Here is a 25,870-nt window from a genome sequence, read left to right as displayed (position 1 = left end):
GGTGACCACCGTGACATTCAGCGAGTACATCGCGAGCCTGCCCAAGATCCTCTCCGGCGCCAACGTGCTCTTCCGCGACGCGGACGGCCGGATCCTCATCGCCGAGACGACCTACCGCGAGGACGGCAAGTGGACCCTGCCGGGCGGCACCGTCGAGTCCGACGCGGGTGAGACTCCCCGTCAGGGGGCGCGCCGCGAGGCCCTGGAGGAGATCGGGCTCGACATCGCGCCCGGGCAACTGCTCGCCGTCGACTGGGTACGGGGGCCGGGCAGGCCTCCCCTGGTGTCGTACCTGTACGACGGCGGGGTGCTCGACGAGGTCCAGCAGGCCGCGATCCAGCTCCAGGCCGAGGAGTTGTCCGCCTGGCTCATGGTCACCCCGCCGGAAGCCGAGTCCTACCTCTCCCCCGGGCTCCACCGCCGCATCATCGCCGCGCTGGCCGCGCTCGAAAACGGCACCGGCACCGCCGAGTTGGAGGACGGCCACCCCGCCGGACGGGCCTAGGCCTGTGCGGCGATCCCCGGTCTCAGCGCCGCGCGGTCAGTTCGCCGGAGGGCCGTTCGTCGCTGTACCCGCAGACCCAGGCCAGGGCGTCGTGGACGCCCATCATGTAGTCGCGCGGGACCATCCTCGGACTCTGGTCCGCGAGCTGCACCAGCGTGGCGTCGACCTCCGCGCTGAGCAGTTGCAGGTCCGGTGTGCCACCGGAGTCGGCGCCGGTGACCGGTGCGGCGGCGGCGCGACCCAGCGCCCACACGTAGCCGCTCAGGGCGCCACGGGAGAACTGGGTCTGCCTCTGCGGTGCCGCCGCCGCGGCCTCCAGCGTCCTGAACTCTCGCTCGACATCGGCGCGCGCTCGGCTGCCGACCAAGTCGGTTGCTTTCTGATACGCAGTAGGATCCGTCATATTCTTACGCCTAGCCGCGAAGCGGCAGAAAACGCCTCAACCGGCCCGCGATTTCCGGCCGGTCACACCGCAGCGGTCAGAACTTCGCCGAACGGCTCCACCCGCGCCCCGCCCGTAGCGCCGCCAGCGCGCTGAAGACCAGGGCGAATGCGCCGAGCAGAGCACAGGCCCGCAGGGTCTCGCCGGTCGAACCGTGCAGGGCGGCCCGGAGTGCCGAGATGCCCCAGTAGCCGGGCGAGGCCGGTGCGATGGCGCGGACCCAGTGCGGCATGGCGGCCAGCGGGACGAGCGCGCCGCCCAGGCCGCTGAGAAGCATGCCGCCGATGTCGTAGCCGGCGGAGAGCTCGCCGAAGCTGCGGGCGAGGACGCCGAGGGCGGCGCCCATGCCGAGGAGGGCGGCGGTCCAGGCCAGCAGGGCAAGGGCGAGGAGCGGCGGGTCGGCGACGGGCATGCCGAGGACGAGGACGCCGAAGGCGAGGATGACGGCCTGTTGGGCGAGCATCGCGGCCATGACGGGCAGGGCCTTGCCCAGGAGGAGTTCGGCGGGCCGGGCGGGGGTGGCGCGGAGGCGTTCCCAGGTGTGCCAGAGGCGTTCGGTGAGCAGGGAGGCGCCCACGGTGCCCATCGCGAGGAGCGAGAAGGTGACGAGGGTGCCCATGACGGCCTGGGCGGTGCCGGCTTGACCGCCCTGCGCGGCGACGTACAGCGGGCGCAGCATCGCGACGAAGGCCAGCGGCAGGATAATCCGGCTGAGCAGCGGGCCGGGTTCGCGCAGCAGGAGCAGGGTGTTGTGGCGGACCAGGGCGGTCGTACGAAGAGCAGCGTCATGCGGCATCGGGGACGGCCTCCTGCGTGGGCTCGGTGGTGAGGGCGAGTGCGCGGTAGAGGTCGTCGAGGTCGGGCCGCCGCAGGTCCACGGCGGCCGGGGCGCAGCCCGCGGCGAGCAGTACGGCGAGGTCGGCGGGGGCGTCGTGGCTGGTGACGCGCAGTTCGCCACCGACCTCGCGGGCGCGGCGGGCGATGCCCGGCGGGACGTACGCGCGCTGCGCCGGGTCCGCGAAGCGCAGCCGCAGCTCACCCGGCAGGCCCTCGGTGAGCGCGTCCTGGGTGCCGCGCGCGACGATCCGGCCGGCCCGGGCGACGGCCAGCGTGGCGCCGAGGTCGGCCAGTTCGGGCAGGTAGTGCGTGGTGTAGAGGACGGCGGTCCCGGCGGCGGCCCTGGTGCGTACGGCGTCGAGCAGGGCCGTACGGGTCTCGGGGTCGGCGCCTGCCGTCGGCTCGTCCAGCAGGAGCAGCGGGGGGTCGGCGACGAGCGCGACGGCCGCCTGTGCGCGCCGCCGCTGGCCGCCGGAGAGCAGGCCGGTGGGCCGGTCGAGCACCTCGCCCAGCATCAGTTCGTCCGCCACCCCGCTGATGGCCCGGCGCAGGGCGGCCCGCCGCAGCCCGGCCAGCGTGCCGAAGAGCCGTAGATTCTCGCGGACGGTGGCGCTGGGGTAGAGGGCCGGCTCCTGCGGGGCGACACCGAAGGCGCCGCCGACGGTCACCCGGCCCGCGTCGGGGCGTACGAGGCCGGTGACGACCTCGACGAAGGTCGTCTTGCCTGCTCCGTTGTGCCCGATGAGCCCGGTGATCTCCCCCGGCTCGACGGTGAGGTCGAAGCCGTGGAGTGCGTGGATCGCGCCGTAGCGCTTGGCGACTCCTTCGGCGATGAGCATGCCCATCCGGATCACCCCCCCGTAAATGATCTACGCTGTATAGATCTACAGTGTAAAGCTATGAGCGGGCGACGGGAAGAGATTCTGGACGCGGCGGTGGCCATCGCCGACGAGAGCGGACTGAACGCGGTGTCGATGCGCGCCGTCGCCGCGCGCGTCGGCGTCACGCCAATGGCGCTCTATCCGCACATCGGCAGCAAGGACGCCCTGCTCGACGGCATGATCGGGTGGCTGCTCACACCCCTCCCGCAGGACGCCGCCTGGGCGAGCGCCCCCGACTGGCGCGAGCGCCTTCGGATCCTCGCCAACGCCGCCCGCTCGATGACCCAGCGCCACCCCTGGGCCGCCGTGCTGCTCTTCTCCCGCCCTGGCATCACCCCGGCCGCCGTCCGGACCATCGACGGGATCTACGCCGCCCTGCTCCAAGCCGGCGTCCCCCCGCGCGAAGTCCCGCGCCTGGAACGGATGGTGAGCACCTTCATCATCGGCTTCGCCGCCTCGGAGGCCGGGGGCCGCTTCAGCCCCGGCACCCTCGCCCCCCGCGCCCGCCGCGGCCAGTTGCCCGACGGCGACCTCCCCGCCCACGCGGAGCTGGCGCCCTGGCTGGACGGCCCGGCCGACTGGGATGCCGAATTCGCTGCGGACCTGGAGGACCTGCAGCGCATGATCGAAGCGGTGGCCGCCCTCGGGTAGGTGTCAGCCGCGCCAACGCCGCCCGCCGGGCGGAGCCCGGCGCAGCGACTCGAAACCCGCGAGGCCCCCAGGGGCCGAGAGGCGCGAGAGGCGCGAGAGGCGCGGACCGCCCGCGGGTAGCCTCGGGGCATGTTCACGACGCGCCCGACCCTGCAGGGGACCTTCGGCATGGTCTCGTCCACGCACTGGCTGGCCTCGCAGTCGGCGATGGCCGTGCTGGAGGGCGGCGGCAATGCGTATGACGCCGCTGTCGCCGCCGGATTCGTCCTCCATGTCGTGGAGCCGCACCTCAACGGCCCGGCGGGCGAGGTGCCGATCATCCTGGCCCCGGCGGGTGGCGAGGTGCGGGTGCTGTGCGGGCAGGGTCCGGCGCCGGGCGGGGCGAGCGTGGAGCACTACCGCTCGCTGGGGCTGGACCTCGTACCGGGCACGGGGCCGCTGGCCGCCGCCGTGCCGGGGGCGTTCGACGCGTGGATGGTGCTGTTGCGCGACCACGGCACGAAGTCCCTCGCGGAGGTGCTCTCGTACGCCATCGGGTACGCCGAGCACGGGCACCCGGCGGTGGAGGGGATCGGCGCGACGGTCGACTCCGTACGGGAGCTGTTCGAGACGGAGTGGACGACCTCGGCCGCCGTGTATCTGCCGTCGCCACGGCCCGGGGAGCTGTTCCGGAACACGGGGCTGGCGGCCACCTGGCGCCGACTGCTGCGGGAGACGGAGGGCGGTGACCGGGAGGCCGGGATCGAGGCGGCCCGGCGGGTCTGGCGCGAGGGCTTCATCGGCGAGGCCATCGCCGCCTTCGCCGCACGTCCGGCGTTTGACACCTCCGGTGAGCGGCACGCCGCCACGCTCACCGGAGATGATCTGACTGCCTACGAAGCACGGTACGAGGCCCCGGTCGCGCACGACTGGAATGGCTGGACCGTCTGCAAGGCAGGTCCCTGGAGCCAGGGCCCGGTGCTGCTGCAGCAGCTCGCCCTGCTGCCGGACGAGCTGGAGTACGGCACCCCGGACTACGTCCACACCCTCGTCGAGGGCGCCAAGCTCGCCATGGCCGACCGCGAGGCCTGGTACGGCGACGCCCACGACGACATCCCGGTCATCGAGCTGCTCTCCCCCGCGTACAACGCCGCCCGGCGCGCCCTCATCGAGCCCGGCAAGGCCTCGTACGAGCTACGCCCCGGCAGTCCCGGGGGCCGGACGCCGCGGCTGCCGCGCTACGCCCTTCACGACCCCGGCGCCGACGACGACTTCGACGCCATGGGCGTCAGCGGCGCCGGCGAGCCGACCGTCGCCTCCAGCGGGCTCACCCGGGGCGACACCTGTCACCTCGACGTGGTCGACCGCTGGGGCAACATGGTCGCCGCGACGCCCAGCGGCGGCTGGCTGCAGTCCAACCCCGTCATCCCCGGCCTCGGCTTCCCGCTCGGCACCCGCCTCCAGATGGCCTGGCTCGAACCCGGCCTCCCCAACTCCCTCACCCCCGGCCGCCGCCCCCGCACCACCCTCACGCCGTCGCTCGCCCTGCGCGACGGCGTCCCCGTCCTCGCCTTCGGCACGCCGGGCGGCGACCAGCAGGACCAGTGGTCGCTGCACTTCTTCCTCGCCGCCGCGCTCCGCGCCCCGGTACGTGGCGGCCTCGACCTCCAGGGCGCCATCGACGCCCCCAACTGGCACACCGACTCCTTCCCCAGCTCCTTTCACCCCCGCACCATGCGCCCCGGCAGTGTCACCGTCGAGTCCCGCATCGGCGGCGCCGTCATCGAAGGCCTCCGCCGGCGCGGCCACGACCTCACCGTCGGCCCTGCCTGGTCCGAGGGCCGGCTCTGCGCGGTCGCCCGCGACCCGGAGACCGGCCTGCTGTCGGGGGCCGCCAACCCGCGCGGTATGCAGGGCTACGCCGTCGGACGCTAGGACGGCCGCAGAGACCTCACGGTCCGTGCTCGCCGCGCCCCCGGGCGCGGTAGCATCGGCCCATCTGGCTGCGGGTTGAGTCTTCAAATATTGTCTTTTCGCGTAGGTAGTGAGGGAGAGGCCATGGATGCGCGACTGGTGGTTCTTCCGGTCATCCGGGAACAGACGGAGCAGGGGGTGCTCCGCCTGTCGGGCGAGTTCGACCTCGGGGGCTGCGACGTGTTCACGTCGGTTGCCGAGGCTCTGTTGACCGCCGGTAAGCGCTGGCTCGTCCTCGACTGCGCAGATCTGACCTTCTGCGACTCCTCCGGGATCAACGCACTCCTGCGCGTATGGCAGCGAACGCGGACAGTGGGCGGTGGGCTGGCGCTGGCGGCGGTGGGCGAACCCGTCCAGCGCGCGTTCGACGTGACGGGCCTCGACCAGGTGTTGCCCATGACCGCAGACGTCGACGAGGCATTCGACCTGATCGCCTCGGCTCCCGCCGACGAGGAACCCGCGTAGCGGCCGTTTGTCGTTCGCCATGGCGCAAGGCGCCAAGGGCCCACAGGCGAGTCATGTCACGCCACTTGGGAGTCAACCGGTAAGCCCTGCCTACACTCGCACGGTGTTCACCGAAACCGAAACCGACGCCGCCGGCTCCGTCCCCGGCATGGCGCACCGCCTCGCCCAAGTCCCAGGCGTCGTAGGCGTGATGCTCGGGGGCAGCCGGGCGCGCGGCACGCACCGCCCCGACTCCGACTGGGACCTCGGCGTCTACTACCGGGGCGAGCCCGACCTCGCGGCGCTCAGGGCGCTCGCCGCCGAGGCGACCGGCGGGCCCGTCGAGGTCGCGGGGCCGGGCGGCTGGGGGCCGTGGGTCAACGGCGGGGCGTGGCTGACGGTCAAGGGCGAGCAGGTCGACTGGATCCTGCGCGATCTGGACCGCGTCGAGCGCGTCTGGGCGGACTGCCGCGCCGGGCGCTACGAGGTGGGCATCCAGCCCGGCCACCCGCTCGGCTTCTGGTCACCGGCGTACGCGGGCGAGGTGGCCCTCGGGCGCGTACTGGCCGACCCCGGCGGGCGAGTTGACCGCCCTGCGGGAGCGGACGCGTGAGTATCCGGAGGCGCTGCGCACGGCCCTGACCGACGCGTCCTGGGAGGCCGACTTCTCGGTGGTCAACGCGCGCAAGTCCGCCGGGGCCGGCGACATCCTGCACGCGGCCCTGCTCCTTGCCCGCGCCATCGGCGTGCTCACGCAGTCCCTGCACGCCCACCACCGCACCTGGTGCCTCAACGAAAAGGGCGCCCTGGCGGCCGCTGCCGCCCTCCCCGACACCCCGGCGGACTTCCGTGCCCGCGCCGAGGCGGCCCTCTCCGGCCTCGGCGAGCCCGCGCAGGCCGTCGAGACGGCGGCCGGTCTGGTGGCGGACGTACGGGCCGTGCTCACGCCCGAGTAGCGGACGGCGCCCAATCCGGGGACCGGCCGAGCACCGCGACGACGCGGTCGAGCAGCCCCGCCGCGTCCCCCGCCGGCACCTCCGGCCGGAATGCCGCGCCGTCGGCCGACCGTGCCGCTCCCCCGGGCACCGCCTCGGCTATCGGCAGCGCCGCCTCCAGCACGTCGACGTCGAACTCGGCCTCGAGCCCGATCGACCGGGCCACATCCCACCCGTGCACCACGCTGTCCACGAAGTGGAAACCGATCGCCGGCGCCGCGGGGAAGGTCGCCCCGTCGCGGATCTCCGGCAGCCAGAAACGCCGCTCCAGGACGCCCTCCTGCGCGAACGCGGCCACCACGTCGTCCGCCGACGCGTCGAAGACGCCGGCCGGATCCTCCCCCACCGGGCGGTCGGCCCATATCCCCGGATCGGTCGACTCACCCCGCGCGGACGCCGCGAAGCCGTGGTTCTGGCCGGTCATGTGGGCCAGCAGCCTGTCGAGGTCCCACCCGGCGCAGGGCGTTGGCAGGCCGAGCCCGCCGGCGTCGACTTTCCTGACGATGCCCTGAGCAGTGCGTAACGCACGCCGATGCAATTCCCGGATATCCGTCATGGTCCCGACGTTAAGCGAAGGCACTGACAACCCCGCCGGGATTACCCTCGCCGCATGGGCAACAACAGGCCGCTCGTGGCGATCCTCAGTGGTGCCGGGATTTCGACCGACTCCGGGATCCCCGACTACCGGGGACCGAACGGGCTGTGGCGGCGCGACCCGGAGGCCGAGAAGCTGGTCACGTACGACCACTACATGACGGACCCGGAGATCCGCCGCCGGGCCTGGGTGATGCGGCGCGACAGCGAGACGCTGCGGGCCGAGCCGAACGCCGCGCACCATGCCGTGGTGCGGCTGGAGCGCGCCGGTGTGCCGGTGCGGGTGATCACGCAGAATGTGGACGGCCTGCACCAGCTGGCGGGGCTGCCCAAGCGCAAGGTGCTGGAACTGCACGGCACGGCCCGGGAGGCGGTGTGCACGCGGTGCCACCGCCGCTCCGGGATGCAGGAGGCACTGGACCGGGTGCGGGCGGGCGAGGAGGATCCGCCCTGCCGGGACTGCGGGGGCATCCTGAAGTCGGCCACGGTGATGTTCGGGCAGCGGCTCGACCCGGTGGTGCTGGGGGACGCGATGGCCATCGCCAAGGGCTGCCAGCTCTTCGTAGCCGTCGGTACCAGCCTGCGGGTGCAGCCCGCGGCCTCCCTCGCCGGGATCGCCGCCGAGCACGGCGCGCGGCTCATGATCGTCAACGCCGAACCGACGCCGTACGACGACCTGGCCGACGATGTCGTACGCGAGCCGATCGGCAGCGCCCTGCCCGCCCTCCTGGACGGAATCGCCCAGGAGGCCGCAGCAGGCAGGTAAGCACCGGAAGCGCGGCGGCGGGCACCCGGCCATACCCGGCACCGCACCGGCTACCAGCGGTCGTGCACCTGCGCACGGATACGCCGGTCGTACAAATCCCGCACGGCGTCCAGCGTGGCCGGCGGCAGGGCCGGGAGCGCGGCGGCGGCGGCGTTGGCGCGGGCCTGGGCGACGGAGCGGGCGCCGGGGATGACGGAGGTGACGCCGGGCTGCTGGATGATCCAGCGGAGGGCGGTCTGGGCGGAGGTGGCGCCGTCGGGGGTGAGGGCGGTGAATTCGGCGGCGGCTTCGAGGCCTGTCTCGTAGTCGACGCCGGAGAAGGTCTCGCCCTGGTCGAAGGCCTCGCCGTGGCGGTTGTAGTTGCGGTGGTCGTCCTTGGCGAAGACGGTGTCCTTGGTGTATTTGCCGGTCAGCAGCCCGGAGGCGAGCGGGACCCGGGCGATGATGCCGACGCCGGCCTTCTGCGCCGCCGGGAGGACGGCTTCCAGGGGCTTGAGGCGGAAGGGGTTGAGGATGATCTGGACGCTCGCCGTGCCGGGGCGGGCGATGGCGGCGAGGGCCTCGTCGCAGGTCTCGACGCTCACCGCGTAGGCGGCGATGCGCTGCTCGTCGACGAGGGTGTCCAGGGCGTCGAAGACGGCGTCGGAGGAGTAGACGGGGGTCGGGGGGCAGTGCAGCTGGACCAGGTCCAGGGTGTCCACGCCGAGGTTGGCCCGGGAACGGTCGTTCCAGGCGCGGAAGTTCTCCAGGACGTAGTTCTCCGGGACCTGGTCCACCCGGCGGCCCATCTTGGTGGCGACGAAGACCCCGGCGTCCGGCCGTTCCCGGAGGTAGCGGCCGATCAGCTGCTCGCTGCGCCCGTCCCCGTAGACGTCCGCGGTGTCGAAGAAGGTGACGCCCTCCTCGACCGCCGCGTCGAGGACGGCGAGGGCGTCCTCCTCCCGTACGTCACCCCAGTCGGCGCCCAGCTGCCAGGTGCCGAGTCCGACGACGGAGACCTGGCGGCCCGTCCTGCCCAATACACGCTGTTCCATGCACCGATCGTACGTTCAGTGGGTGTGGTGGTGGTGAGCGCGCAGTGCCTCGATCAGCCAGACGTAGTCGGGGGTGTGCGAATGCGGCGGCTTCTCGCCGTTGATGACGGCCAGCAGCCGGCGGTAGCGCTCGGCGTCGTTGGCCGTGTCCGATTCGAGGCGCCGCAGGACCTCCGCCCGACGGGCCGGGTCACCGGGGCCCAGCAGCCGGTCGAGGACCTCGTCGGCCTCGGGCGAGTCCGGGGCCACGCCCCGCTGCCGCGCGTCGCCGGCCACCATGGTGACCTTCTTGGCGAACCAGGTGTACGCGCCGGGCTCCGCGGCCGGACCGCCCGCGGCCCGGTCCTGGGCGTTGAACTCGACGACGCCGCGCATCCGCTGCCGGAAGCCGGGGTCCTGGACCAGCTCGGCGAGCTCGACCCAGGCGTCGACCTGGGCGGGCGTGGGGTCGTCGGGGAGGTCGACCTTGATGTGCTGCATGTGCTCCTTGATCTGGGGATCGGTGTCCAGATCGGCGAAGACCTCGTTGGCGAAGTCCTCGATGATGGTGCGGCGCTCCTGTGCGGAGAGCCGTGCGAGTTTGTTCAAGAGAGTCATCTCCTCTGTGCCGGACTGCCGCGCGGCGACGGTGCTGAGCACCGCCCGCCGCAGCCGCAGCGTGCGGATCTGCGCGTCCAGCGCCTCCACGTGGACGGCGGCGACGGCCGCGACCGTGGTCTCCCGCTCCAGCACCCGGTGCACGTCGTCCAGGCCGAGGCCGAGCTCCCGCAGGGTGCGGATCAGTTCGAGCCGGGCCACGGCGGCGGCGTCGTAGAGCCGGTATCCGCCGCTGCTGCGGCCGTGCGGCGGCAGGGCGCCGATGTCGGACCAGTAGCGGATGGTGCGCACCGGCATGCCGCTGCGTCGGGAGAGCTGCCCGATGGTGAGCAGCTCGGGGCCCAGGTCAGGGCTTGTGTCGCTCATGCAGCCGAGTCTGGACCCTCCAGCGGCTGGAGACTCAAGTCACCCGCGAACGCTGTTTCACGCCGCTCTGATCCGTCGGCTCCGCCCGGGTGAGGTACTGCGGTACGGGGGCGTCGTCGGCGCCGGTGTCGCGTACGAGGCCGTAGCGGTACACGCCCTGGGCCGGGCCGGTCTGCACGTCCGCGTTGGCCGATGCCCAGGAGGACAGTATGACGTTGAGGTTGTAGTCGGCGTCGCCGTCCTCGTTCTGGTGGAGGGTGACCTCGCCGTCGACGTAGTAGTACTCGTTCTGCCACATCTGCTGCGCGCCGTACGGCAGGGTGTCGAAGCCGGTCGAGGGGCTGCCCAGCCCCGAGGTGCCGTCCGCGATCACGTCGTCCATGCGCTTGCCGCCGCCGGACGCGACGTGGAAGAGCTTGCCCTTCAGGCCGGTCCAGGTCGGCATGACCAGGCTGCCCACGCGGCCCTCGGTGGTGACGATCTGCCACCGGACCAGGACATAGCCCTTGCCCTTGAGGGTGACGCTGTCGCCGTTGAAGTTCATGACCGCGTGGTTGCCCCCGGTGCTGGTCAGAGTGGTCTCCGGCCGCTCCGGGAGCGCCCCGGGCCGGGCGTCCTTGGCCGGTGCGGTGTCGGCGGCGTCCACGACGCTTCCGTACAGCGAGCTCCGCGAGGGCGACGGGGAGGGGGAGGCGGACGGCTTGGGCGACTCCGTGGCCGTGCCCAGCGTCGGGGCGACGGAGGGGGCGGCGGCCGTGTGCGAGGCAGCCGGCGCGGAGGCGCGGGGCAGGGCTCCGCCCGAGCCGTGCGAGGCCTGGTACACCACGACCGCGCCGCCCGCCGCCAGCGTGACGCCCGCCGTCACCGCCACCGCCGGCTTCAGCAGCAGCTGCAACGCGGTCTGGGCCAGCCCGGCCCCGGAGTGCGCGGCTGCCGCGGTGGCCGCCGTCGCGGTCGTCGCGCCCGGCAGCAGCTGCCACGCGATCGCGAACCCCACCGGCAGCGGCACCAGCGCCAACCCCACCAGCAACCGTTCCGCCGGCACCAGATCCGGCCGGGCACCCCCGCACTCCGGGCACGCCCGCGTATGCCGCGCCAGCCGCTTTCGCCACAGCGGCGACGGCCGCCCGTCCCACTCCAGCGCGAGCGAGGCCAGCTCATAGCAGCGCGGGGCCGTGCTGAGGGCCCGTACGACCGAACGCGCCGCCTCCAGCTGCGCCTTCAACCGCTGGACCCGTACGGCGGCGTGCTGCGACGTCAGCTCCAGCGCCGTCGCCAGCTCGCGCCGGGTCAGCTCCCCCGCGATCTCCAGCCACCACAGCGACAGCAACTGCCGGTCGTCCTCGTCCAGCCACCGCGTCGCCTCCGCGACCTCCTGCCGCTGCCCCTCGAGGTGCAGCCGCAGAATGGTGAGGTCAACGAAGTCCGCCCCCGGGTCCGCCCGGTCCCGCTCATCGTCCGGCATCGCGACAGGGCTCCGGTGCTGGGCCCGCGACCGGTCGCGTACCTGCCGCATCGCGATCGCCACCAGCCACGAACGGAAGCTGTCCGGATCCCGCAGCCCGTCCAGCCCGTTCACCGCCCGCAGCATCGTCTCCTGCACGACGTCATCCACGTCGAGGTGGCCGTCGAGTGCCCGGCCCACGATGTTGTAGACGAGCGGCAGGTACCGCGCTATCAGCTCATCCAGCGCCCGCTGATCGCCGGCCTGCGCTGCCGCGACCAGCTCGGTCCACTGCCGTATCTCCACCACACGCACTCCGCACCACGGTCCGGCTTCGGGGTCCCCGTACGGGAGACGTACGGCGCCGGCGCGGATAACACTTATTCTCCGCAACCTCTTTGCCCTGCCCGCGCCGGGGCACCCCTGGGCTGATGTCACCGGTTAAGCCCCCTGAATCCCCGAACGCCCTTCGGGCGTGTCCTCAAACGCCGGACGGGCTGATTTCGCCCACCGGGCCAACTACCGCCGGCGGGCGAGCGAACGCAGTACGGCGCGGGCGGCGTGGTGGCCGGACATGCCGTGGACGCCGGGGCCGGGTGGGGTGGCGGAGGAGCAGAGGAAGACGTCGGGGCGGGAGGTGGTGTAGGGGATGAGGCGGAGCTTGGGGCGGAAGGCGGTTTGGAGGCCGGTGAAGGCGCCGCAGGCGGTGTCGCCGCCGACGTAGTTGGCGTTGCGGGCGGCGACCTCCGGGGGGCCGCTGATCGCGCGGGCGAGGACGAGGTCCCGGAAGCCGGGGGCGAAGCGCTCGATCTGCCGCTCGACGGCATCCGTGGCGTCGCCGTGCCAGCCGTTGGGGACGTGGCCGTACGCCCAGAAGATGTGCTTGCCCTCGGGGGCGCGGGAGGGGTCGGCGACGGTGGGCTGGGTGGTGATCAGGAAGGGCGTCTGCGGCGGCCGGCCGCTGATCGCGCGCCCGATGGCGTCGCCGATCTCCCCGAAGGTCGGGCCGATGTGGACCGTACCGGCCCGGCGGGCGTCGGGGGCGGTCCACGGGACGGGGCCGTCGAGGGCGTAGTCGATCTTGAAGACGGAGGGCCCGTAGCGGTAGCCCCGGTACGCGTCGCCGAGCCCGGCGATGCGCGCCAACGCGGTCGGCGAGGTGTCGAAGACGTACGCACGGGCGGGCGGCAGCTCGTCGAGCTTGCGCACGGTCACACCGGTGTGGACGACGCCGCCGAGTTCCTTCAGGTACGAGGCCAGGGCGTCCGAGATGGCCTGCGAGCCGCCGCGCGCGACCGGCCAGCCGCGCTCGTGGCCGGCGACGGCGAACATCAGCGCCATGGCACCGGTGAGCGGCGACGTGAGCGGCGCGATGGCGTGCCCCGCGAGGCCGGCCAGCAGGCCGCGCGCCTTTGGGCCCCGGAAGATGCGGGCGAGCAGGGACACGGGTGGCAGCCCGGTGAGGCCGAAGCTGACGAAACGCAGGGGGTCACGCGGGAAGCCGAGCCATTGCGGGCGGAGGAAGTCGGCCGCGAGGGTGTCCCAGCGGCCGACGTAGGGGGCGAGGAGCCGCCGGTACGCGCCCGCGTCACGCGGCCCCAGGGAGGCCGCCGTCTCGCCGACCGTACGGGCCAGGACCGCGGCCGTGCCGTCGTCGAAGGGGTGGGCCATGGGCAGTTCGGCGTGGAGCCATTCCAGGCCGTGGTCGGCGAGCGGCATCGCGTTGAAGGCGGGCGAGCCGACGCCGAAGGGGTGTGCGGCCGAGCAGGGGTCGTGGCGGAAGCCGGGGAGGGTCAGCTCTTCGGTCCGGGCGCCGCCGCCGATGCCGTCGGCGGCCTCGTAGACCTCCACGGAGAGCCCGGCGCGGGCGAGTTCGGCCGCCGCCGTGAGGCCGTTCGGGCCGGACCCGACGACGATCGCGTCCAGTACGTGTGCCCTGGTCATCGCTCGCCCTCCGCCAGCAGTTCCACGATCCGGCGGGCCGTCTGCCCGTCCCGCGCGACGGCGAACGGGAAGGCGTTGCCGCCGCCGATCCGGAACGGCTCCCCCGCCGCCGTGAGGCCGGCCCCGCCTGCCTCCGTCACCAGCAGCACCCCGGCCGCGTGGTCCCAGGGCGCCTCCCAGGTGAACGCCACCGCGTCGAGTCCGCCGCGCGCGACCTCGAGGTAGTCCAGCCCGGCGCAGGTGCACTGCCGCGCGTGGACGTCGTCCGTCCCGAGCCCCTCGAACCGCCGCCGTTCCTGCTCGTCCAGGTAGGAGAACTGCGAGGTCGCCACCCGCAGCACCTCCCCCTCCCCCGGCTTGGCCGCCTCGGCCGTGCGCAGCGGCTGCCCGTCCAGCCACGCGCCCCGGCCGGCCCGCGCGGTCGCCATCAGGCCCAGCTGCGGTACGTACGTCCACGACGCGAGCACCTCGCCGCCCTGCGCGAGCGCGACCAGGGTCGCGAACTCCGGTTTCCCGGCTACGAAGTTGGCCGTTCCGTCCACCGGGTCGACGATCCACACCCGCGCGTCGCCCGCGATCCGCCGCAGCACCCCGGGATCCGCGTGCGCCGCTTCCTCCCCGACCACCACAGAGCCCGGCAGCAGCGCCGGCAGCGCCTCCGTGAGCCGCGCCTCGGCCTCCCGGTCCGCGACGGTCACCAGGTCCCCCGGCCCGGTCTTGGTGCTGATGTCCGCGGCCGCCAGCTGCCGCCACCGCGGCACGACCTCCGCCGCGGCGACCGCTCGTACCGCTTCTTCCACGGCTCTGCAGAGTGCGTCATCGATCACTCGTACATAAGACCACGATCGCGCCGCGACCCCCACGGGATCGCGGCGCGATCGTCGCGCTCAGGCGGCCGCCGGAGGCCGTGCACGGGTCAGCGCGACGTACAGCACCAGCGACGATGCCAGTCCGACCGCCCATCCGTAGTCCGCGAGCGGTTTGAGGAACGGGATCAGGCCGTCCGCCGGGAAGGGCCCCTGCTTGACGCCCTTGACGACGTTGGAGTACGAGCCGCCGATGGCCAGCACGCCGCCCACCAGCAGGGAGACCACCGCCCGCCAGTTCCAGCCGCCGTCGTACCAGTAGCGGCCGCCGGCCTGGTAGAGGTCGGCGAGGTCGAGCTTGGTGCGCCGCACGACCCAGTAGTCGGCGATGAGGATGCCCGCCACGGTGCCCAGCAGACCGCCGACCGTGCCGAGCCAGGTGAAGATGTACGCCTGCGGGGTGGCCAGTAGCTTCCAGGGGAAGATGATCACGCCGACGACGGCGGTGATCAGCGCGCCGGTACGGAAGCTGATGATGCGCGGCGCGATGTTGGACAGGTCGAAGGCCGGCGACACGGTGTTCGCCGCGATGTTGACGGACAGCGTGGCCACCAGCACCGTGACCAGCGCGAACAGCAGACCCGCCCAGTTGTCGAGTTTGGCGGCCAGCTCCACCGGATCCCAGATGGCGGTGCCGTAGACCGCCTGGGAGCCGGAGGTGACCAGGACCGACAGCAGCGCGAAGACCGTCATCGTGGTCGGCAGGCCCAGGGACTGGCCCCAGAACTGGGCGCGCTGGGTGGAGGCGTAACGGGTGAAGTCGGGGATGTTGAGCGACAGGGTCGACCAGAAGCCGATCATGCCCATCAGGGAGGGGAAGAACACCTTCCAGAAGCCGCTGCCCCAGCCCAGCGCCGACGGCTGGTCCAGCAGCGGGCCGAAGCCGCCCGCCTTGCCGCTCATCCAGATCAGCAGGGCGATGGCGCCGACGATGACGAACGGGGCCGCCCAGTTCTCGAAGCGGCGCACCGTCTCCATGCCGCGCACGATGATGGCGATCTGCAGGACCCAGAAGATGGCGAAGGACAGCCACTGCGTCCACGGATAGGCGCCGACGTGCCCGGCCCCGGACCACCAGTGACCGAGCAGCCGCCCGGCGAGGTAGAAGATGCCGGAGCCGCCGATCCAGGTCTGGATGCCGAACCAGGCGCAGGCCACGGCGGCGCGCACCAGCGCCGGGAGGTTGGCGCCCCGGATCCCGAAGGCCGCGCGGGCGAAGACGGGGAAGGGGATGCCGTACTTCGGTCCGGCGTGGCCGGTCAGCAGCATCGGCACCAGCACGATGACGTTGGCCAGGGCGATCGTCAGGACCGCCTGCTTCCAGTCCATGCCGACGGCGACAAGGCTGGAGGCCAGCGTCCAGGAGGCGATGTTGTGGGCCATGCCGACCCACAGCGCGGCGAAGTTGTAGGTGGTCCAGGTGCGCCTGGCGAGCGGGACGGGGAGCAGGTCCTCGTTGGCGTACCGGCCGGACGGGGCCGCGCTGTCGGGGAGTTCGACGCGGCCGTCGGGGTGGGTTATCTGGCTGGAGGGTGGCGCGGTGGCTGTCACTGGGCTGCAGCCCTTCGTTCGAGGCGGGGACATGGATCGAACGGTGCCGTGCGGGTGGGGCGGGTACGGTCTCCGCCCGGGCCGGGATCAGGTCGGCCCGGGCGGGGTCTGGGGGGTCAGCCGTTGACGGCCGGGATGACGGTGCTGCCGTAGACGTCGATGGTCGACTCCTTGGCGTCCTGCATGTTGTAGAGCGCGAACTGGTCGACGCCCACATCGCGCAGCGCCTTCAGCTTCTCGATGTGCTGCTCGGCGGTGCCGATCAGGCAGAAGTGGTCCACGATCTCGTCCGGCACGAAGGCCGTGTCCGGGTTCCCGGTGCGGCCGTGGTGCGAGTAGTCGTAGCCCTCCCGGGCCGTGATGTAGTGGGTCAGCGCCTCGGGCACGGAGGCCGAGTGCTCCCCGTACCTGCTCACCAGGTCCGCGACATGGTTGCCCACCATCCCGCCGAACCAGCGGCACTGCTCGCGGGCGTGGGCCAGCGCCTCGGGCGAGTCGTCCTCGGTGACGTAGGCGGGCGCCGCCACGCAGATCGTGAGGTCGTCGGGGTTGCGGCCGGCCCCGGCCGCCGCGTCCCTGACCGCCTTGACCATGAGCTCCGTCAGATAGACGTCGGCGAGTTGCAGGATGAAGCCGTCGGCCTTCTCACCGGTCAGGGCCAGCGCCTTGGGCCCGTACGCGGCCATCCACACCGGCAGCCTGCCGTCCTTGACCCACGGGATACGGATCGTCGTACCGCCGAGGTCGGCCTCGCGGCCCTCGGCCAGGTCGCGGATGACGTGCATGGCCTCCTCGATGCGGGCCAGGGTGTTGGGCTTACGGCCCGCCACGCGCATCGCGGAGTCGCCCCGGCCGATGCCGCAGACGGTGCGGTTGCCGAACATGTCGTTGAGCGTCGCGAAGGTGGAGGCGGTGACCTCCCAGGTGCGGGTGCCGGGGTTGGTGACCATCGGGCCGACGATCAGCCGCTCGGTGTTGGCCAGGATCTGGCTGTAGATGACGAACGGCTCCTGCCACAGCACGGCCGAGTCGAAGGTCCAGCCGTGCGTGAACCCCTGGGCCTCCGCACGCTTCATCAACTCGACGACACTCCACGCCGGCGGGTCCGTCTGGAGTACGAGTCCGAAGTCCATTGCCGCTGCTCCTAGATGAGGTACTGGCAGGTGCCGCGTGGGGTGTACTGGCCGTGTCCGGCCCGGCCCGCGTACTCCCGGTCCAGGACGACCGGCTCGCCGCGCGACAGCACGGTCTCGACCCGGCCGGTGAGGCGCTTGCCCTCGTACGCCGAGTAGTCGACGTTCATGTGATGGGTCTCGGCGGAGACGACCTGCTCGGCATGCGGGTCGTAGATGACGATGTCCGCGTCGGCGCCCGGCGCGATCGTGCCCTTGCGCGGGTAGAGGCCGAACATCCGGGCGGGCGCTGCGCAGGCGATCTCGATCCAGCGGCGGCGGGAGATGCGGCCCTCGACAACTGCCTGATGGAGCAGGTCCATACGGTTCTCGACGCCGGGCAGGCCGTTGGGGATCTTCGAGAAGTCGCCCTTGCCCAGGTCCTTCTGGCCGTTGAAGCAGAACGGGCAGTGGTCGGTGGAGACGACCTGGAGGTCGTTGGTGCGCAGGCCACGCCAGAGGAACTCCTGGTGCTCCTTGGGGCGCAGGGGCGTGGAGCAGACGTACTTGGCGCCCTCGAAGTCGGGCTCGGCGAGATTGTCGGTGGAGAGGAAGAGGTACTGCGGGCAGGTCTCGCCGAAGACGTTGAGCCCCTTGTCGCGGGCGGCGGCCAGCTCTTCCACCGCCTGCTGGGCGGACACGTGGACGACGTAGAGGGGCGAGCCGGCGACCTGCGCGAGGGCGATGGCACGGTGGGTGGCCTCGGCCTCGAGCAGGGCGTGCCGGACCTCGCCGTGGTAGCGGGGGTCGGTCCGGCCGGCGGCGAGGGCCTGTTCGACCAGGACGTCGATGGCGATGCCGTTCTCGGCGTGCATCATGATCAGGCCGCCGTTGGCGGCGCCGCGCTGCATGGCGCGCAGGATCTTGCCGTCGTCGCTGTAGAAGACGCCCGGGTAGGCCATGAAGAGCTTGAAGGACGTGACGCCTTCCTCGACGAGGACGTCCATCTCCTTGAGCGTGTCCTCGTTCACGTCGGCGAGGATCATGTGGAAGGCGTAGTCGATGGCGCACTGCGCGTCCGCCTTGGCGTGCCAGGTGTCGAGGCCGCTGCGCAGGCTCTCGCCGACCGACTGCACCGCGAAGTCCACGATCGTCGTGGTGCCGCCCCAGGCCGCCGCGCGGGTGCCCGTCTCGAAGGTGTCGGAGGCGAAGGTGCCGCCGAAGGGCAGCTCCATGTGGGTGTGCGCGTCGACGCCGCCCGGGATGACGTACTTGCCGGTCGCGTCGATGACCCGGTCGGCGGAGGTGGTCCAGCTCTGGGCGAACTCGCTGTCGTGCGAGGCGAGAGCGGCGATCCTGCCTCCCTCGACGAGGACGTCGGCGTGGATCTCCTCCGCGGCGGTGATGACCAGTCCGCCCCGGACGACTGTGCGGCTCATGCTCCCACTCCTTCCCGAAAGCACGACCCCGGTTCTACGCACGTAGACCCCGGCCGTGGTGGAAAAACGTAAGGCTCGTCACCCACTGTGGCAATACCGCTGCGGTTAATCGGTGGAGACGATCGCGTTTCCCCGATGCCGCATTGTGATCGTTTAACCACGATACGCGGATGGGCACCAAATGCATCGCCGCCGCTCGCGAGACCCGGGTCCCATGGCCGTACGACCGTTCGCGCCGATCACGCGGCACTCAACCGCGGCTACTGGGACGACGAGGCAGCCGCCGTCCACGGACCCCTCGCCCGCGCCCACTGGGCGGCAACCGAGCCCCGCTGGGGACTGTGGGCGACCCCCTGGTCGCAGGTCTCCATGCTTCCCGACGACATCGTCGGGACACACGCGATCGAAGTGGACTGCGGCACCGGCTACGTCTCCTCATGGCTCGCCCGGGCCGGAGCCCACCCGGTCGGCCCTGTTCGCGCTCTGCATACCGCCCGACGGACAGGCGTCCCCCGCCCTGCTCCGCCCGCAGTTCGGCCTGCACCGGCTGGACTGGGGCACCTCCGTGGAGTTCAACCTCGGGATTCGAGGTCGACGATCTGATCGAGAGCCAGGCGCCGCGGCCCGCCCACCGCGACTTCCCCTACGTCTCCGCCTCCTGGGCCCACGACTGGCCCGGCGAGGAGATCTGGAAGGCCGGCTGTCCTACTGAGGTACCTGGTGGACTGAGTGACAACGGCAAAGGCACACTTCACCTGTCGCAGACCCACGATCAAGAGGATCAAGCATGCTCACGCTCAAGAAGGAAGACGGCCCGGCGGATCTGGGCGGAGTGACCCACATGTCCATCGGCGTGTCCTGGGACCCCACCGTGGGAAGCAGCGGCGGGGTGATAGGGAAGATCCGCCAGAAGACCGGCACCGACCTCGACCTGATCGCCATCGCGATGGCGGGGGCGGAGCCGGTGCGACTGGCCGGGCTCGACTCCCTGGACCCCATGGGCAACGGCGCGTTGGTCCACAGCGGGGACAACCAGACCGGCCGCGGGGACGGCGACGACGAGACGGTGACCGTCGTGTTCGACAAGGTGCCGTCCAACATCACCTCCATCGTGTTCATCGCCGCCGCGTACAAGAAGCGCAGCGCCTTCCAGAACGCACGGAACATCAGCTTCAAGGTCTACGACGCGACAGGCGGCAGCACCCAGCAGGTCGCCGACATCTGGCCGAGCCTGCTCACCAACGACAACGGCTGCGCCGTGGCCAAGGCGATACGGGACGGCGCGAGCTGGAAGCTCCAGGTGATCAACGAGACCGGGAAGATCAAGCAGGGGGATGAGCAGTCCCTCATGCGCTTCGCCATGAGCAAGTAGCCGAGGCCCGGGTCGGCCCGGGATCCCCGGCCGACCCGACCCGACCCGACCCGGCCTACCGACGGCGCCGTACTGGAGCGCGTACGCCACGTCGTGGAGAGCGGGGCCGGGGCGGGCGAAGTCCCGGCCCTGGTCGTCGAAGCCGAGCGGCTGGGGCGCGTACGGAAAACCCGCCGCCTCCAGCTGCCGGAGCAGCGCGTGGACCGCCGGGGTCCACGGCTGGGCGGGGCGGCGGACGGCGTCGCCGACGCGTACGACCTGTCGGTGCTCGTGACCCTGCACTGGCCCCTCGATAGGATCGGTGTACGGCATCGCGTGTCGGCCACCGTCCGGGTGGGGCATGGAGGTGCCCGTGAGATGCCCGTTGGAGGCATTCCACAATGTCCGTCAGCTTGAACCACACCATCGTCCACTCCCGCGACCGCCGGGCCGCCGCCGAATTCCTGGCCTCGGTCCTCGGCCTCGAGGTCGGCACCGCCTGGGGACCGTTCCTTCCGGTCGCCACCGACAACGGCGTGACCCTGGACTTCACGACCGCCGGTCCCGACGAGACCATCACCCCGCAGCACTACGCGTTCCTGGTCTCCGAGAAGGAGTTCGACGCGGGCTTCGAGAAGATCCAGCAGGCCGGGATCCCCTACTGGGCCGACCCCGCCCAGCGGCAACCGGGCCGGATCAACCACAACGACGGCGGCCGCGGCGTCTACTTCCTGGACCCCTCCGGCCACTACCTGGAGCTCATCACCCGGCCCTACGGCAGCGGCAGTTAGGGCCGCGAGGCCGCCGGCGCCAGTTCCAGCAACGGGCCTTCCAGCCTCCCGGCGGCCTCCGCATCGCTCTCGCGCAACTCGCCCAGCAGGGCCCGGGTCGTCGCGCCCAGGGCGCGTGACAGCTCAGCCGCATCCAGGCTGCGTACGAGCGCTTCCCGCACCGGCGCGGTGACTTCCGGCGGCAGCCGGTCCGCGCCCTTGGCATAGGCGGCGGGGTGGCCCAGCCGCAGACAGGCCAGGGCCAGGATGTGGTCGCGGAGGGCGCTGACCCAGTACTCGGCCTGCCACAGTGCTCCACGCTCGACGCTCACGCGGGCGTGGAGCACGTGGTGCCACGCCAGACCGATCAGATGCCCCGGGTCGGCCGATCCGGCCCGGCGCTCCACCGCGTCGCCGAACACGACCCGGAAATCCCCGTCGCCCAGCGGCCCGAAGCGCGTCGCCGGGGTGAAGCCCAGGTCGACCTCCAGCAACTCCCCCAGCAGAAAGGCGCGGTACGTAGCCGGGCCCGCCTCGAGGTCGAAGTGGTGGACGGCGCCCAGCACCCGGTAGACGTACGCGCTCCAGTCGCACACCACCTCGCGCACCGGCACACCGTCCGCCACCCCGAGGAACAGGTCCACATCCGACCACCGGTCCTCAGCATCCCGCGCGGCGGACCCGGTGACGGCGACCCCGGTGATCCGGTCGTCCTCCCGGGCCCGCTCGATCAACTGCTCCCGAACGCGCCGACGCCGGTCCACGGTGAACATGTGCCGACGCTACCGGGTGAGGCGGGCCAGTACGGGGTTCCGCCGTTCGCGCTACCGGTCCACGGTGGGCGGCGGAGGGCGGGGGCAGGCTAGGCCGCTCCCGCTCCCAGCTGGTCGCGGGCCTGCTTGAGGGCAACTTCGAGGATCGCGGCGCCCTCCTCGGCCTCGGCGACGGTCAGGGTCAGCGGGGGTGCGATGCGCAGGGAGTCGCCGGCGCGGCCGCCCTTGCCGATGAGGAGGCCGCCTTCGCGGGCGGCTTCGAGGACGAGGTTGGCGGCGGAGGGCTCGGAGAGTTCGAGGCCGAGCATGAGGCCGCGGCCGCGGACCTCGCGGACGACGGGGTTGGCGGCGGAGATGGCTTCCAGGCGGGACTTGAGGAGGCCGCCGACGCGGCGGGCGTTGGCCTGGAGGTCGTGGTCGAGGAGGTACTGGAGGTTGGCGAGGGCTCCGGCGGTGGTGATGGGGCTGCCGCCGAAGGTGGAGATGGAGTTGGCGGTGAGGGAGTTCATGACGTCGGCGCGGGCGACGACGCCGCCCATCGACATGCCGTTGCCGATGCCCTTGGCGAAGGTGAGGATGTCGGGCGGCCCGGCCTGGCCGTGGGCCTGCCAGCCCCAGAAGTGCTCGCCGGTGCGGCCCCAGCCGGTCTGCACCTCGTCGGTGATCCAGAGGATGCCGTGCCGGTCGAGGACCTCCTTGAAGGCGGCGAGCAGGCCGTCGGGCCCGGAGGTGAAGCCGCCGACGCCCTGGATGGGTTCGGCGATGAGCGCGGCGACCTGGCCGTTGGCCTGGCCGAGGATGTCCTCGAGGTCGGCGACGCAGGCGGCGATGAACTCGCCGTCGCTCAGATGCGCGAAGGGCCCGCTGCTGCGGACGCCGCCATGGACGTACAGCGTCTGGAGCGGCGAGAGGCTGGTCGGCGACCAGGCGGTGTTGCCGGTGATGCCGATCGCGGTGAAGGAACGGCCGTGGTAGCTGTTGCGCAGCGCCAGGATCTGGTTGGACTTGCGGTACGTGGTGGCCAGGAGCAGGGCGGTGTCGTTGGCCTCGGTACCGGAGGTGGTGAAGAAGACGCGGGCGTCGGGGATGCCGGACAGGTGGGCGATGCGCTCGGCGAGGTCGACGGCCTGCCGGCTGAGGTAGAGCGTGGAGGAGTGCAGGATCTTCCCGGCCTGCTCGGTGATGGCGGCGGTGACCTCGGGCAGGGCGTGGGCGGTCATCGTGGTGAGGATGCCGCCGAAGAAGTCCAGGTACTGGCGGCCCTCGGCGTCCCAGACGTGGCGGCCCCGGCCGTGGGTGATCTCGATGGGCTCGCGGTAGTACGTGGCGAGCCAGTCGGGAAGGACGGCCCGGTGGCGGGCGTGCAGCTGCGCGTGCGTCTCGGTCGTCACAGTGCCCATGGTGGGTTCCTTCGCTGCGAGCCCGGCCCGGCTGGGCCGGGCGGCCGGGGTGCTGGTGGATTCCGTCGGGGGTTTCGATGGGAGAGCCCCGGCCGCCTCACGCCTCCGTGAGGGGTCCGTACGCGTCGGGTCGCCGGTCCCGGTAGAACGCCCACTGCTGGCGGACCTCGGTGATCTTGTCGAGGTCGAGGTCGCGGACGAGCAGCTCCTCCTTGCTGTCGGAGGCGACGTCGCCGACGAACTGGCCGCGCGGGTCGACGAAGTACGAGGTCCCGTAGAAGTCGTTGTCGCCGTACTCCTCCACGCCGACGCGGTTGATCGCGGCGATGAAGTACTCGTTGGCCACGGCGGCGGCGGGCTGCTCCAGCTGCCAGAGGTAGGAGGACAGGCCGCGGTGGGTCGCGGAGGGGTTGTAGACGAGTTGGGCGCCGGCCAGGCCGAGGGCGCGCCAGCCCTCGGGGAAATGCCGGTCGTAGCAGATGTACACGCCGACCTTGCCGACGGCGGTGTCGAAGACCGGCCAGCCGAGATTCCCGGGCTTGAAGTAGAACTTCTCCCAGAAGCCCTTGACCTGCGGGATGTGGTGCTTGCGGTACTTGCCGAGGAAGGTGCCGTCGGCGTCGATCACGGCGGCGGTGTTGTAGTAGAAGCCGTCCTGCTCGATCTCGTAGACCGGGACGACGATGACCATGCCGGTCTCGCGGGCGAGCGCCACCATCCGCTGGACGGTGGGGCCGTCCGGGACGGGCTCGGCCCACTTGTAGTGCTCCGCCTCCTGCACCTGGCAGAAGTAGGGCGCGTTGAAGACCTCCTGGAAGCCGATCACCTTGGCGCCCTGGGCGGCGGCGGCGCGGGCGTGCTCCTCGTGCTTGGCGATCATCGACTCGGTGTCGCCGGTCCAGGTGGCCTGGACGAGTGCTGCGCGTACGACATTGGGCATGGCCAGCTCCTTCTACTTCTACGCACGTAGATACCGGCTGTACGGAGACCGTAAGAGCCCCCCACCCACTGTGGCAATACCGCCCGCGTTACTCAACGGGACTCAGCGGGGGACGATCACGTTTCCTGGTCCGGCAGACCCGCCCGGCGCAGCGCGGCGGCGACGTCCGCGCGCCGGGAGGAGGAGTACAGCCCGGCGGCGTCGAGCACGGGGCCGACCAGGTCGTGGCGTTCGTGGACGATGTCGGCGGCGATTTCCGGGGTGCGGGCGCGGACCAGGGCGGCGAGGAGGGAGACGGCCTCGTGGCGGTGGCCGGCGTCGCACAGGGCGGCCGCGGTCCGGGCGATCTCCGGGGCCGGGCGGGCGGCGGCCTGGTTGAGGAGGGTGAGGCAGTGCTCGGGGCGGCCGGCCTCGGCCAGGGCGGCGGCGGCCGCGGCGAGGCGGGACGGGGTCTGGCCGCCGATCTCCCAGAGCAGGGTCTGTACGTCGGCGGAGAGCCCGGACTGCTCCAGGGCCGTCGCCAGCAGCGGGAGCTGTTCGGCGGGGGCGGCCGCGGCCTCGCTCATCAGGACGTACACCTCGCCGCTGCGGCCGCCGCGGCGCAGCTCGCCGAGCCGGGCGGCGGTGTCCTCGGCGGCGGCGCGGTGGGCCTCCAGCTCACGGGCCCGGGCGGCCCGGCGCTCCTCCTTGCGGCCCGACGGTGTCTCGGGCGCCCCGGCGAAGCGGGCGCCGCGCGCCACGGCCGGTTCGGCGGTCGGCGGTGCGACCGAGGGCACCATGGCGGCCTCGGCGGGCTCGGCCTCGGGGGCCCCGGCGAACCGGGCGCCGCCGTAGCGGGCCCCGCCGCGCGGGCGCTCCCGCTTCGTACGGCCGGCGGGCTTGCGCTCCTCCTCCGGCTCCTTGCCGGGCGCTTCCTCGGTGCGGGGGGCCGGGACGCGGACGGGCTGGGCATCGGGTTCAGGTTCGCGGAACCAGCCCTCGGGGGCCGGCGGGCGGGATACCAGGGCGTCGAGCCTGCCCTGCAGTTCCAGGCAGCGGGCGGTGGCGCGTTCCCGGTCGTCGCGGGCCCAGGCGAGGTCGTTGGGGTCGGCGATGCCGAGCTGGACGGCGCGGGCGGCGTCGCGCTCGCGCAGCAGCGTGTACTGCCGCTCCCGCTGCATCATGTCCAGCCGCGCCCGCAGCGCGTGCTCGCTGCCGGGCGCCGCGTCGAACTCGGCCACCGCGGCCGCATACAGCCGCTCCGCCCGCGCCAGCGCCTCGCCGGGGACCGGCCGGCCGCCGTGCTGGGCGGCGACGTCGTGGAGGACGGCCAGCAGCACGTCCCACGGAGGCACGTCGAGGCCGTCGAGATAGGCGCGTACGCCTTCCGGATCGCGGGCGGCGAAGACTCCGTACCAGCCCGGCGCATCCCCCAGGGCGGTGACCAGAGAGCGGAAGTAGAGGGTGAACTCCCTTACGGCGTCGCCGATCTCAGCACCCGCCCTGCGATCCACGGTCGCACCTCCCAGCCCGCCGCGAGGCGCGGCGGAAGCGTGTGGTCCGTTCGCATTCGACACCAGCTGTGTTACGAGGGCGCTACGGGGAGTTTTCGGACGGCGCACGGTGGCGACGGTAATGCCGCGCCACGCGGGCGCGGTTGCCGCAGGACGGCTTGCACCACTCCTGCCGGCCGTGCGCCTTCACGAAGTACCGCACGCAGCGCGGCGCCGCGCACGCGCGCAGGCGCTCGCGCTGAGGTCCCGTCAGGAAGTCGACGGCGGCGCGCGCGAGGGTGGCGGTGAGGTCGGCCACCGGGTCCGCGGCGCCTGCCGGGCCGGCGGGGTGCAGCAGCGCTTCGGGCTCGGCCCCGTCCGGCCATGCGAGGCTTACGGTCACCGGTTGCCGGGCGGCGGCGGCGTTCAGCCGGGCCACGGCCTCGTCGGCGGGCAGCAGACGGTTGGCGTCGGCCCGGCTGGGCGGGCCGGGGCTCACCGCGCGCGCGAACAGGGCCCGTACGGCTTCGCGGACGGCGACGACCTCGGCCCGCGCCCTGTCGTCGGCGTCGAACGGCGGGACGCCCAGCCATTCGGCCCGCTCCCGCACCCAGACCGTCAGCCCTTCGGCGTCGGCCAGATCGTCGGCGACCCCGCCATCGCCGTCGTGGTGGATGGTGCTCGCCAGCTCCAGGGCGGGATCGAGGTCCATGGCGTGCCCTTCCGATGCGTGGCGCCGAATG

At 72.4% G+C, this 25,870-nt stretch carries 24 protein-coding genes and 1 pseudogene; 8 read left to right on the top strand and 17 right to left on the bottom strand.

Annotation, left to right across the window (positions count from 1 at the left end; all coding sequences use genetic code 11):
- The first annotated feature begins 1 nt into the window (after position 1).
- Positions 2–505 (top strand): NUDIX domain-containing protein, encoded by a 504-nt coding sequence (locus ACFXJ5_RS20840; RefSeq protein WP_384632808.1) that lies wholly within the window; start codon positions 2–4, stop codon positions 503–505.
- Between the two features lie 22 nt (positions 506–527).
- On the opposite strand, the gene ACFXJ5_RS20835 is transcribed toward ACFXJ5_RS20840, so the two are convergent.
- The 3 genes from ACFXJ5_RS20835 to ACFXJ5_RS20825 all read right to left on the bottom strand — a co-directional run bounded on the left by ACFXJ5_RS20835 (position 528) and on the right by ACFXJ5_RS20825 (position 2,629).
- Positions 528–872, bottom strand: coding sequence for a hypothetical protein (locus tag ACFXJ5_RS20835; protein WP_384632805.1), 345 nt, complete (start codon positions 870–872; stop codon positions 528–530).
- A gap of 112 nt (positions 873–984) precedes the next feature.
- A complete protein-coding gene (locus ACFXJ5_RS20830) occupies positions 985–1,743 on the bottom strand; it encodes an ABC transporter permease (RefSeq protein ID WP_384632802.1) in 759 nt (252 codons plus the stop codon).
- Positions 1,733–2,629, bottom strand: a complete 897-nt coding sequence (locus ACFXJ5_RS20825) for an ABC transporter ATP-binding protein (RefSeq protein WP_384632799.1) — start codon at positions 2,627–2,629, stop codon at positions 1,733–1,735. The genes ACFXJ5_RS20830 and ACFXJ5_RS20825 overlap by 11 nt, the downstream gene beginning before the upstream one ends.
- Positions 2,630–2,683: 54 nt before the next feature.
- Between ACFXJ5_RS20825 and ACFXJ5_RS20820 the strand changes: the two genes are divergently transcribed.
- The 4 genes and pseudogenes from ACFXJ5_RS20820 to ACFXJ5_RS20805 all read left to right on the top strand — a co-directional run bounded on the left by ACFXJ5_RS20820 (position 2,684) and on the right by ACFXJ5_RS20805 (position 6,669).
- On the top strand, positions 2,684–3,316 hold the full coding sequence (locus tag ACFXJ5_RS20820; protein ID WP_384632796.1) for a TetR/AcrR family transcriptional regulator: 633 nt from the start codon (positions 2,684–2,686) through the stop codon (positions 3,314–3,316).
- 129 nt (positions 3,317–3,445) lie between these two features.
- Positions 3,446–5,230, top strand: a complete 1,785-nt coding sequence (locus ACFXJ5_RS20815) for a gamma-glutamyltransferase family protein (protein WP_384632793.1) — start codon at positions 3,446–3,448, stop codon at positions 5,228–5,230.
- Positions 5,231–5,353: 123 nt separating this feature from the next.
- A complete protein-coding gene (locus ACFXJ5_RS20810; protein ID WP_384632790.1) occupies positions 5,354–5,734 on the top strand; it encodes an STAS domain-containing protein in 381 nt (126 codons plus the stop codon).
- Between the two features lie 148 nt (positions 5,735–5,882).
- Positions 5,883–6,669 (top strand): annotated as a pseudogene (locus tag ACFXJ5_RS20805) (nucleotidyltransferase domain-containing protein).
- Here ACFXJ5_RS20805 and ACFXJ5_RS20800 read toward each other — a convergent pair.
- Positions 6,656–7,264 (bottom strand): TIGR03086 family metal-binding protein, encoded by a 609-nt coding sequence (locus ACFXJ5_RS20800; RefSeq protein ID WP_384632787.1) that lies wholly within the window; start codon positions 7,262–7,264, stop codon positions 6,656–6,658. The pseudogene ACFXJ5_RS20805 and the gene ACFXJ5_RS20800 sit on opposite strands and share 14 nt — an antisense overlap.
- A 54-nt stretch (positions 7,265–7,318) precedes the next feature.
- Here ACFXJ5_RS20800 and ACFXJ5_RS20795 point away from each other — a divergent pair, with 54 nt between their 5' ends.
- A complete protein-coding gene (locus ACFXJ5_RS20795) occupies positions 7,319–8,068 on the top strand; it encodes an NAD-dependent deacetylase (protein ID WP_384632784.1) in 750 nt (249 codons plus the stop codon).
- 50 nt (positions 8,069–8,118) lie between these two features.
- On the opposite strand, the gene ACFXJ5_RS20790 is transcribed toward ACFXJ5_RS20795, so the two are convergent.
- The 8 genes from ACFXJ5_RS20790 to hydA form a co-directional block, all read right to left on the bottom strand.
- On the bottom strand, positions 8,119–9,102 hold the full coding sequence (locus ACFXJ5_RS20790; protein WP_384632781.1) for an aldo/keto reductase: 984 nt from the start codon (positions 9,100–9,102) through the stop codon (positions 8,119–8,121).
- Positions 9,103–9,117: 15 nt separating this feature from the next.
- Positions 9,118–10,065: a MerR family transcriptional regulator gene (locus ACFXJ5_RS20785; RefSeq protein ID WP_384632779.1), complete on the bottom strand. Its 948-nt coding sequence runs from the start codon at positions 10,063–10,065 to the stop codon at positions 9,118–9,120.
- 34 nt (positions 10,066–10,099) lie between these two features.
- The gene (locus ACFXJ5_RS20780; protein WP_384632776.1) at positions 10,100–11,815 is read right to left on the bottom strand and encodes an RNA polymerase sigma factor; all 1,716 of its coding nucleotides are present in this window, start codon (positions 11,813–11,815) and stop codon (positions 10,100–10,102) included.
- 213 nt (positions 11,816–12,028) lie between these two features.
- A complete protein-coding gene (locus tag ACFXJ5_RS20775; RefSeq protein WP_384632773.1) occupies positions 12,029–13,453 on the bottom strand; it encodes a phytoene desaturase family protein in 1,425 nt (474 codons plus the stop codon).
- Entirely contained in the window at positions 13,450–14,253 is an 804-nt protein-coding gene (locus tag ACFXJ5_RS20770; RefSeq protein WP_384632770.1) for an inositol monophosphatase family protein, read from the bottom strand. Before ACFXJ5_RS20770 ends, ACFXJ5_RS20775 begins: the two co-directional genes overlap by 4 nt.
- Positions 14,254–14,340: 87 nt before the next feature.
- Entirely contained in the window at positions 14,341–15,903 is a 1,563-nt protein-coding gene (locus ACFXJ5_RS20765) for an NCS1 family nucleobase:cation symporter-1 (RefSeq protein WP_384632767.1), read from the bottom strand.
- An 83-nt stretch (positions 15,904–15,986) separates the two neighbouring features.
- Complete coding sequence (locus tag ACFXJ5_RS20760) at positions 15,987–17,003, bottom strand: TIGR03842 family LLM class F420-dependent oxidoreductase (protein WP_384632764.1); 1,017 nt, start codon at positions 17,001–17,003, stop codon at positions 15,987–15,989.
- A gap of 11 nt (positions 17,004–17,014) precedes the next feature.
- Positions 17,015–18,421, bottom strand: a complete 1,407-nt coding sequence (gene hydA / locus ACFXJ5_RS20755) for a dihydropyrimidinase (protein WP_384632761.1) — start codon at positions 18,419–18,421, stop codon at positions 17,015–17,017.
- A gap of 787 nt (positions 18,422–19,208) precedes the next feature.
- On the opposite strand from hydA, the gene ACFXJ5_RS20750 reads away from it, so the two are divergent.
- Complete coding sequence (locus ACFXJ5_RS20750) at positions 19,209–19,793, top strand: TerD family protein (RefSeq protein WP_384632758.1); 585 nt, start codon at positions 19,209–19,211, stop codon at positions 19,791–19,793.
- Between the two features lie 380 nt (positions 19,794–20,173).
- Positions 20,174–20,563 carry a VOC family protein gene (locus ACFXJ5_RS20745; RefSeq protein WP_384632755.1) on the top strand — a complete coding sequence of 130 codons (390 nt, stop codon included), beginning with the start codon at positions 20,174–20,176 and terminating at the stop codon, positions 20,561–20,563.
- Here ACFXJ5_RS20745 and ACFXJ5_RS20740 read toward each other — a convergent pair.
- The 5 genes from ACFXJ5_RS20740 to ACFXJ5_RS20720 all read right to left on the bottom strand — a co-directional run bounded on the left by ACFXJ5_RS20740 (position 20,560) and on the right by ACFXJ5_RS20720 (position 25,839).
- Entirely contained in the window at positions 20,560–21,315 is a 756-nt protein-coding gene (locus ACFXJ5_RS20740; RefSeq protein WP_384632752.1) for a nucleotidyltransferase domain-containing protein, read from the bottom strand. The two genes, ACFXJ5_RS20745 and ACFXJ5_RS20740, sit on opposite strands and share 4 nt — an antisense overlap.
- Positions 21,316–21,404: 89 nt before the next feature.
- A complete protein-coding gene (locus ACFXJ5_RS20735; RefSeq protein WP_384632749.1) occupies positions 21,405–22,715 on the bottom strand; it encodes an aspartate aminotransferase family protein in 1,311 nt (436 codons plus the stop codon).
- A gap of 97 nt (positions 22,716–22,812) precedes the next feature.
- Positions 22,813–23,655, bottom strand: coding sequence for a nitrilase-related carbon-nitrogen hydrolase (locus ACFXJ5_RS20730; protein ID WP_384632747.1), 843 nt, complete (start codon positions 23,653–23,655; stop codon positions 22,813–22,815).
- Positions 23,656–23,771: 116 nt separating this feature from the next.
- Positions 23,772–25,148 (bottom strand): hypothetical protein, encoded by a 1,377-nt coding sequence (locus ACFXJ5_RS20725; protein ID WP_384632744.1) that lies wholly within the window; start codon positions 25,146–25,148, stop codon positions 23,772–23,774.
- Between the two features lie 82 nt (positions 25,149–25,230).
- The gene (locus ACFXJ5_RS20720; RefSeq protein ID WP_384632742.1) at positions 25,231–25,839 is read right to left on the bottom strand and encodes a CGNR zinc finger domain-containing protein; all 609 of its coding nucleotides are present in this window, start codon (positions 25,837–25,839) and stop codon (positions 25,231–25,233) included.
- Between the last annotated feature and the right edge of the window lie 31 nt (positions 25,840–25,870).

The organism is Streptomyces sp. NPDC059373, from assembly GCF_042751495.1.
Lineage (GTDB): Bacteria > Actinomycetota > Actinomycetes > Streptomycetales > Streptomycetaceae > Actinacidiphila.
This window is presented reverse-complemented; position numbering and strand designations above follow the sequence as displayed.

Coding starts and splice junctions, on each gene's coding strand:
- ACFXJ5_RS20790 (WP_384632781.1), bottom strand. CDS start 9,102: ATGGAACAGCGTGTATTGGGCAGGACGGGCCGCCAGGTCTCCGTCGTC.
- ACFXJ5_RS20785 (WP_384632779.1), bottom strand. CDS start 10,065: ATGAGCGACACAAGCCCTGACCTGGGCCCCGAGCTGCTCACCATCGGG.
- ACFXJ5_RS20765 (WP_384632767.1), bottom strand. CDS start 15,903: ATGTCCCCGCCTCGAACGAAGGGCTGCAGCCCAGTGACAGCCACCGCG.
- ACFXJ5_RS20730 (WP_384632747.1), bottom strand. CDS start 23,655: ATGCCCAATGTCGTACGCGCAGCACTCGTCCAGGCCACCTGGACCGGC.
- hydA (WP_384632761.1), bottom strand. CDS start 18,421: ATGAGCCGCACAGTCGTCCGGGGCGGACTGGTCATCACCGCCGCGGAG.
- ACFXJ5_RS20810 (WP_384632790.1), top strand. CDS start 5,354: ATGGATGCGCGACTGGTGGTTCTTCCGGTCATCCGGGAACAGACGGAG.
- ACFXJ5_RS20800 (WP_384632787.1), bottom strand. CDS start 7,264: ATGACGGATATCCGGGAATTGCATCGGCGTGCGTTACGCACTGCTCAG.
- ACFXJ5_RS20775 (WP_384632773.1), bottom strand. CDS start 13,453: ATGACCAGGGCACACGTACTGGACGCGATCGTCGTCGGGTCCGGCCCG.
- ACFXJ5_RS20720 (WP_384632742.1), bottom strand. CDS start 25,839: ATGGACCTCGATCCCGCCCTGGAGCTGGCGAGCACCATCCACCACGAC.
- ACFXJ5_RS20760 (WP_384632764.1), bottom strand. CDS start 17,003: ATGGACTTCGGACTCGTACTCCAGACGGACCCGCCGGCGTGGAGTGTC.
- ACFXJ5_RS20820 (WP_384632796.1), top strand. CDS start 2,684: ATGAGCGGGCGACGGGAAGAGATTCTGGACGCGGCGGTGGCCATCGCC.
- ACFXJ5_RS20745 (WP_384632755.1), top strand. CDS start 20,174: ATGTCCGTCAGCTTGAACCACACCATCGTCCACTCCCGCGACCGCCGG.
- ACFXJ5_RS20815 (WP_384632793.1), top strand. CDS start 3,446: ATGTTCACGACGCGCCCGACCCTGCAGGGGACCTTCGGCATGGTCTCG.
- ACFXJ5_RS20830 (WP_384632802.1), bottom strand. CDS start 1,743: ATGCCGCATGACGCTGCTCTTCGTACGACCGCCCTGGTCCGCCACAAC.
- ACFXJ5_RS20795 (WP_384632784.1), top strand. CDS start 7,319: ATGGGCAACAACAGGCCGCTCGTGGCGATCCTCAGTGGTGCCGGGATT.
- ACFXJ5_RS20750 (WP_384632758.1), top strand. CDS start 19,209: ATGCTCACGCTCAAGAAGGAAGACGGCCCGGCGGATCTGGGCGGAGTG.
- ACFXJ5_RS20740 (WP_384632752.1), bottom strand. CDS start 21,315: ATGTTCACCGTGGACCGGCGTCGGCGCGTTCGGGAGCAGTTGATCGAG.
- ACFXJ5_RS20735 (WP_384632749.1), bottom strand. CDS start 22,715: ATGGGCACTGTGACGACCGAGACGCACGCGCAGCTGCACGCCCGCCAC.
- ACFXJ5_RS20825 (WP_384632799.1), bottom strand. CDS start 2,629: ATGGGCATGCTCATCGCCGAAGGAGTCGCCAAGCGCTACGGCGCGATC.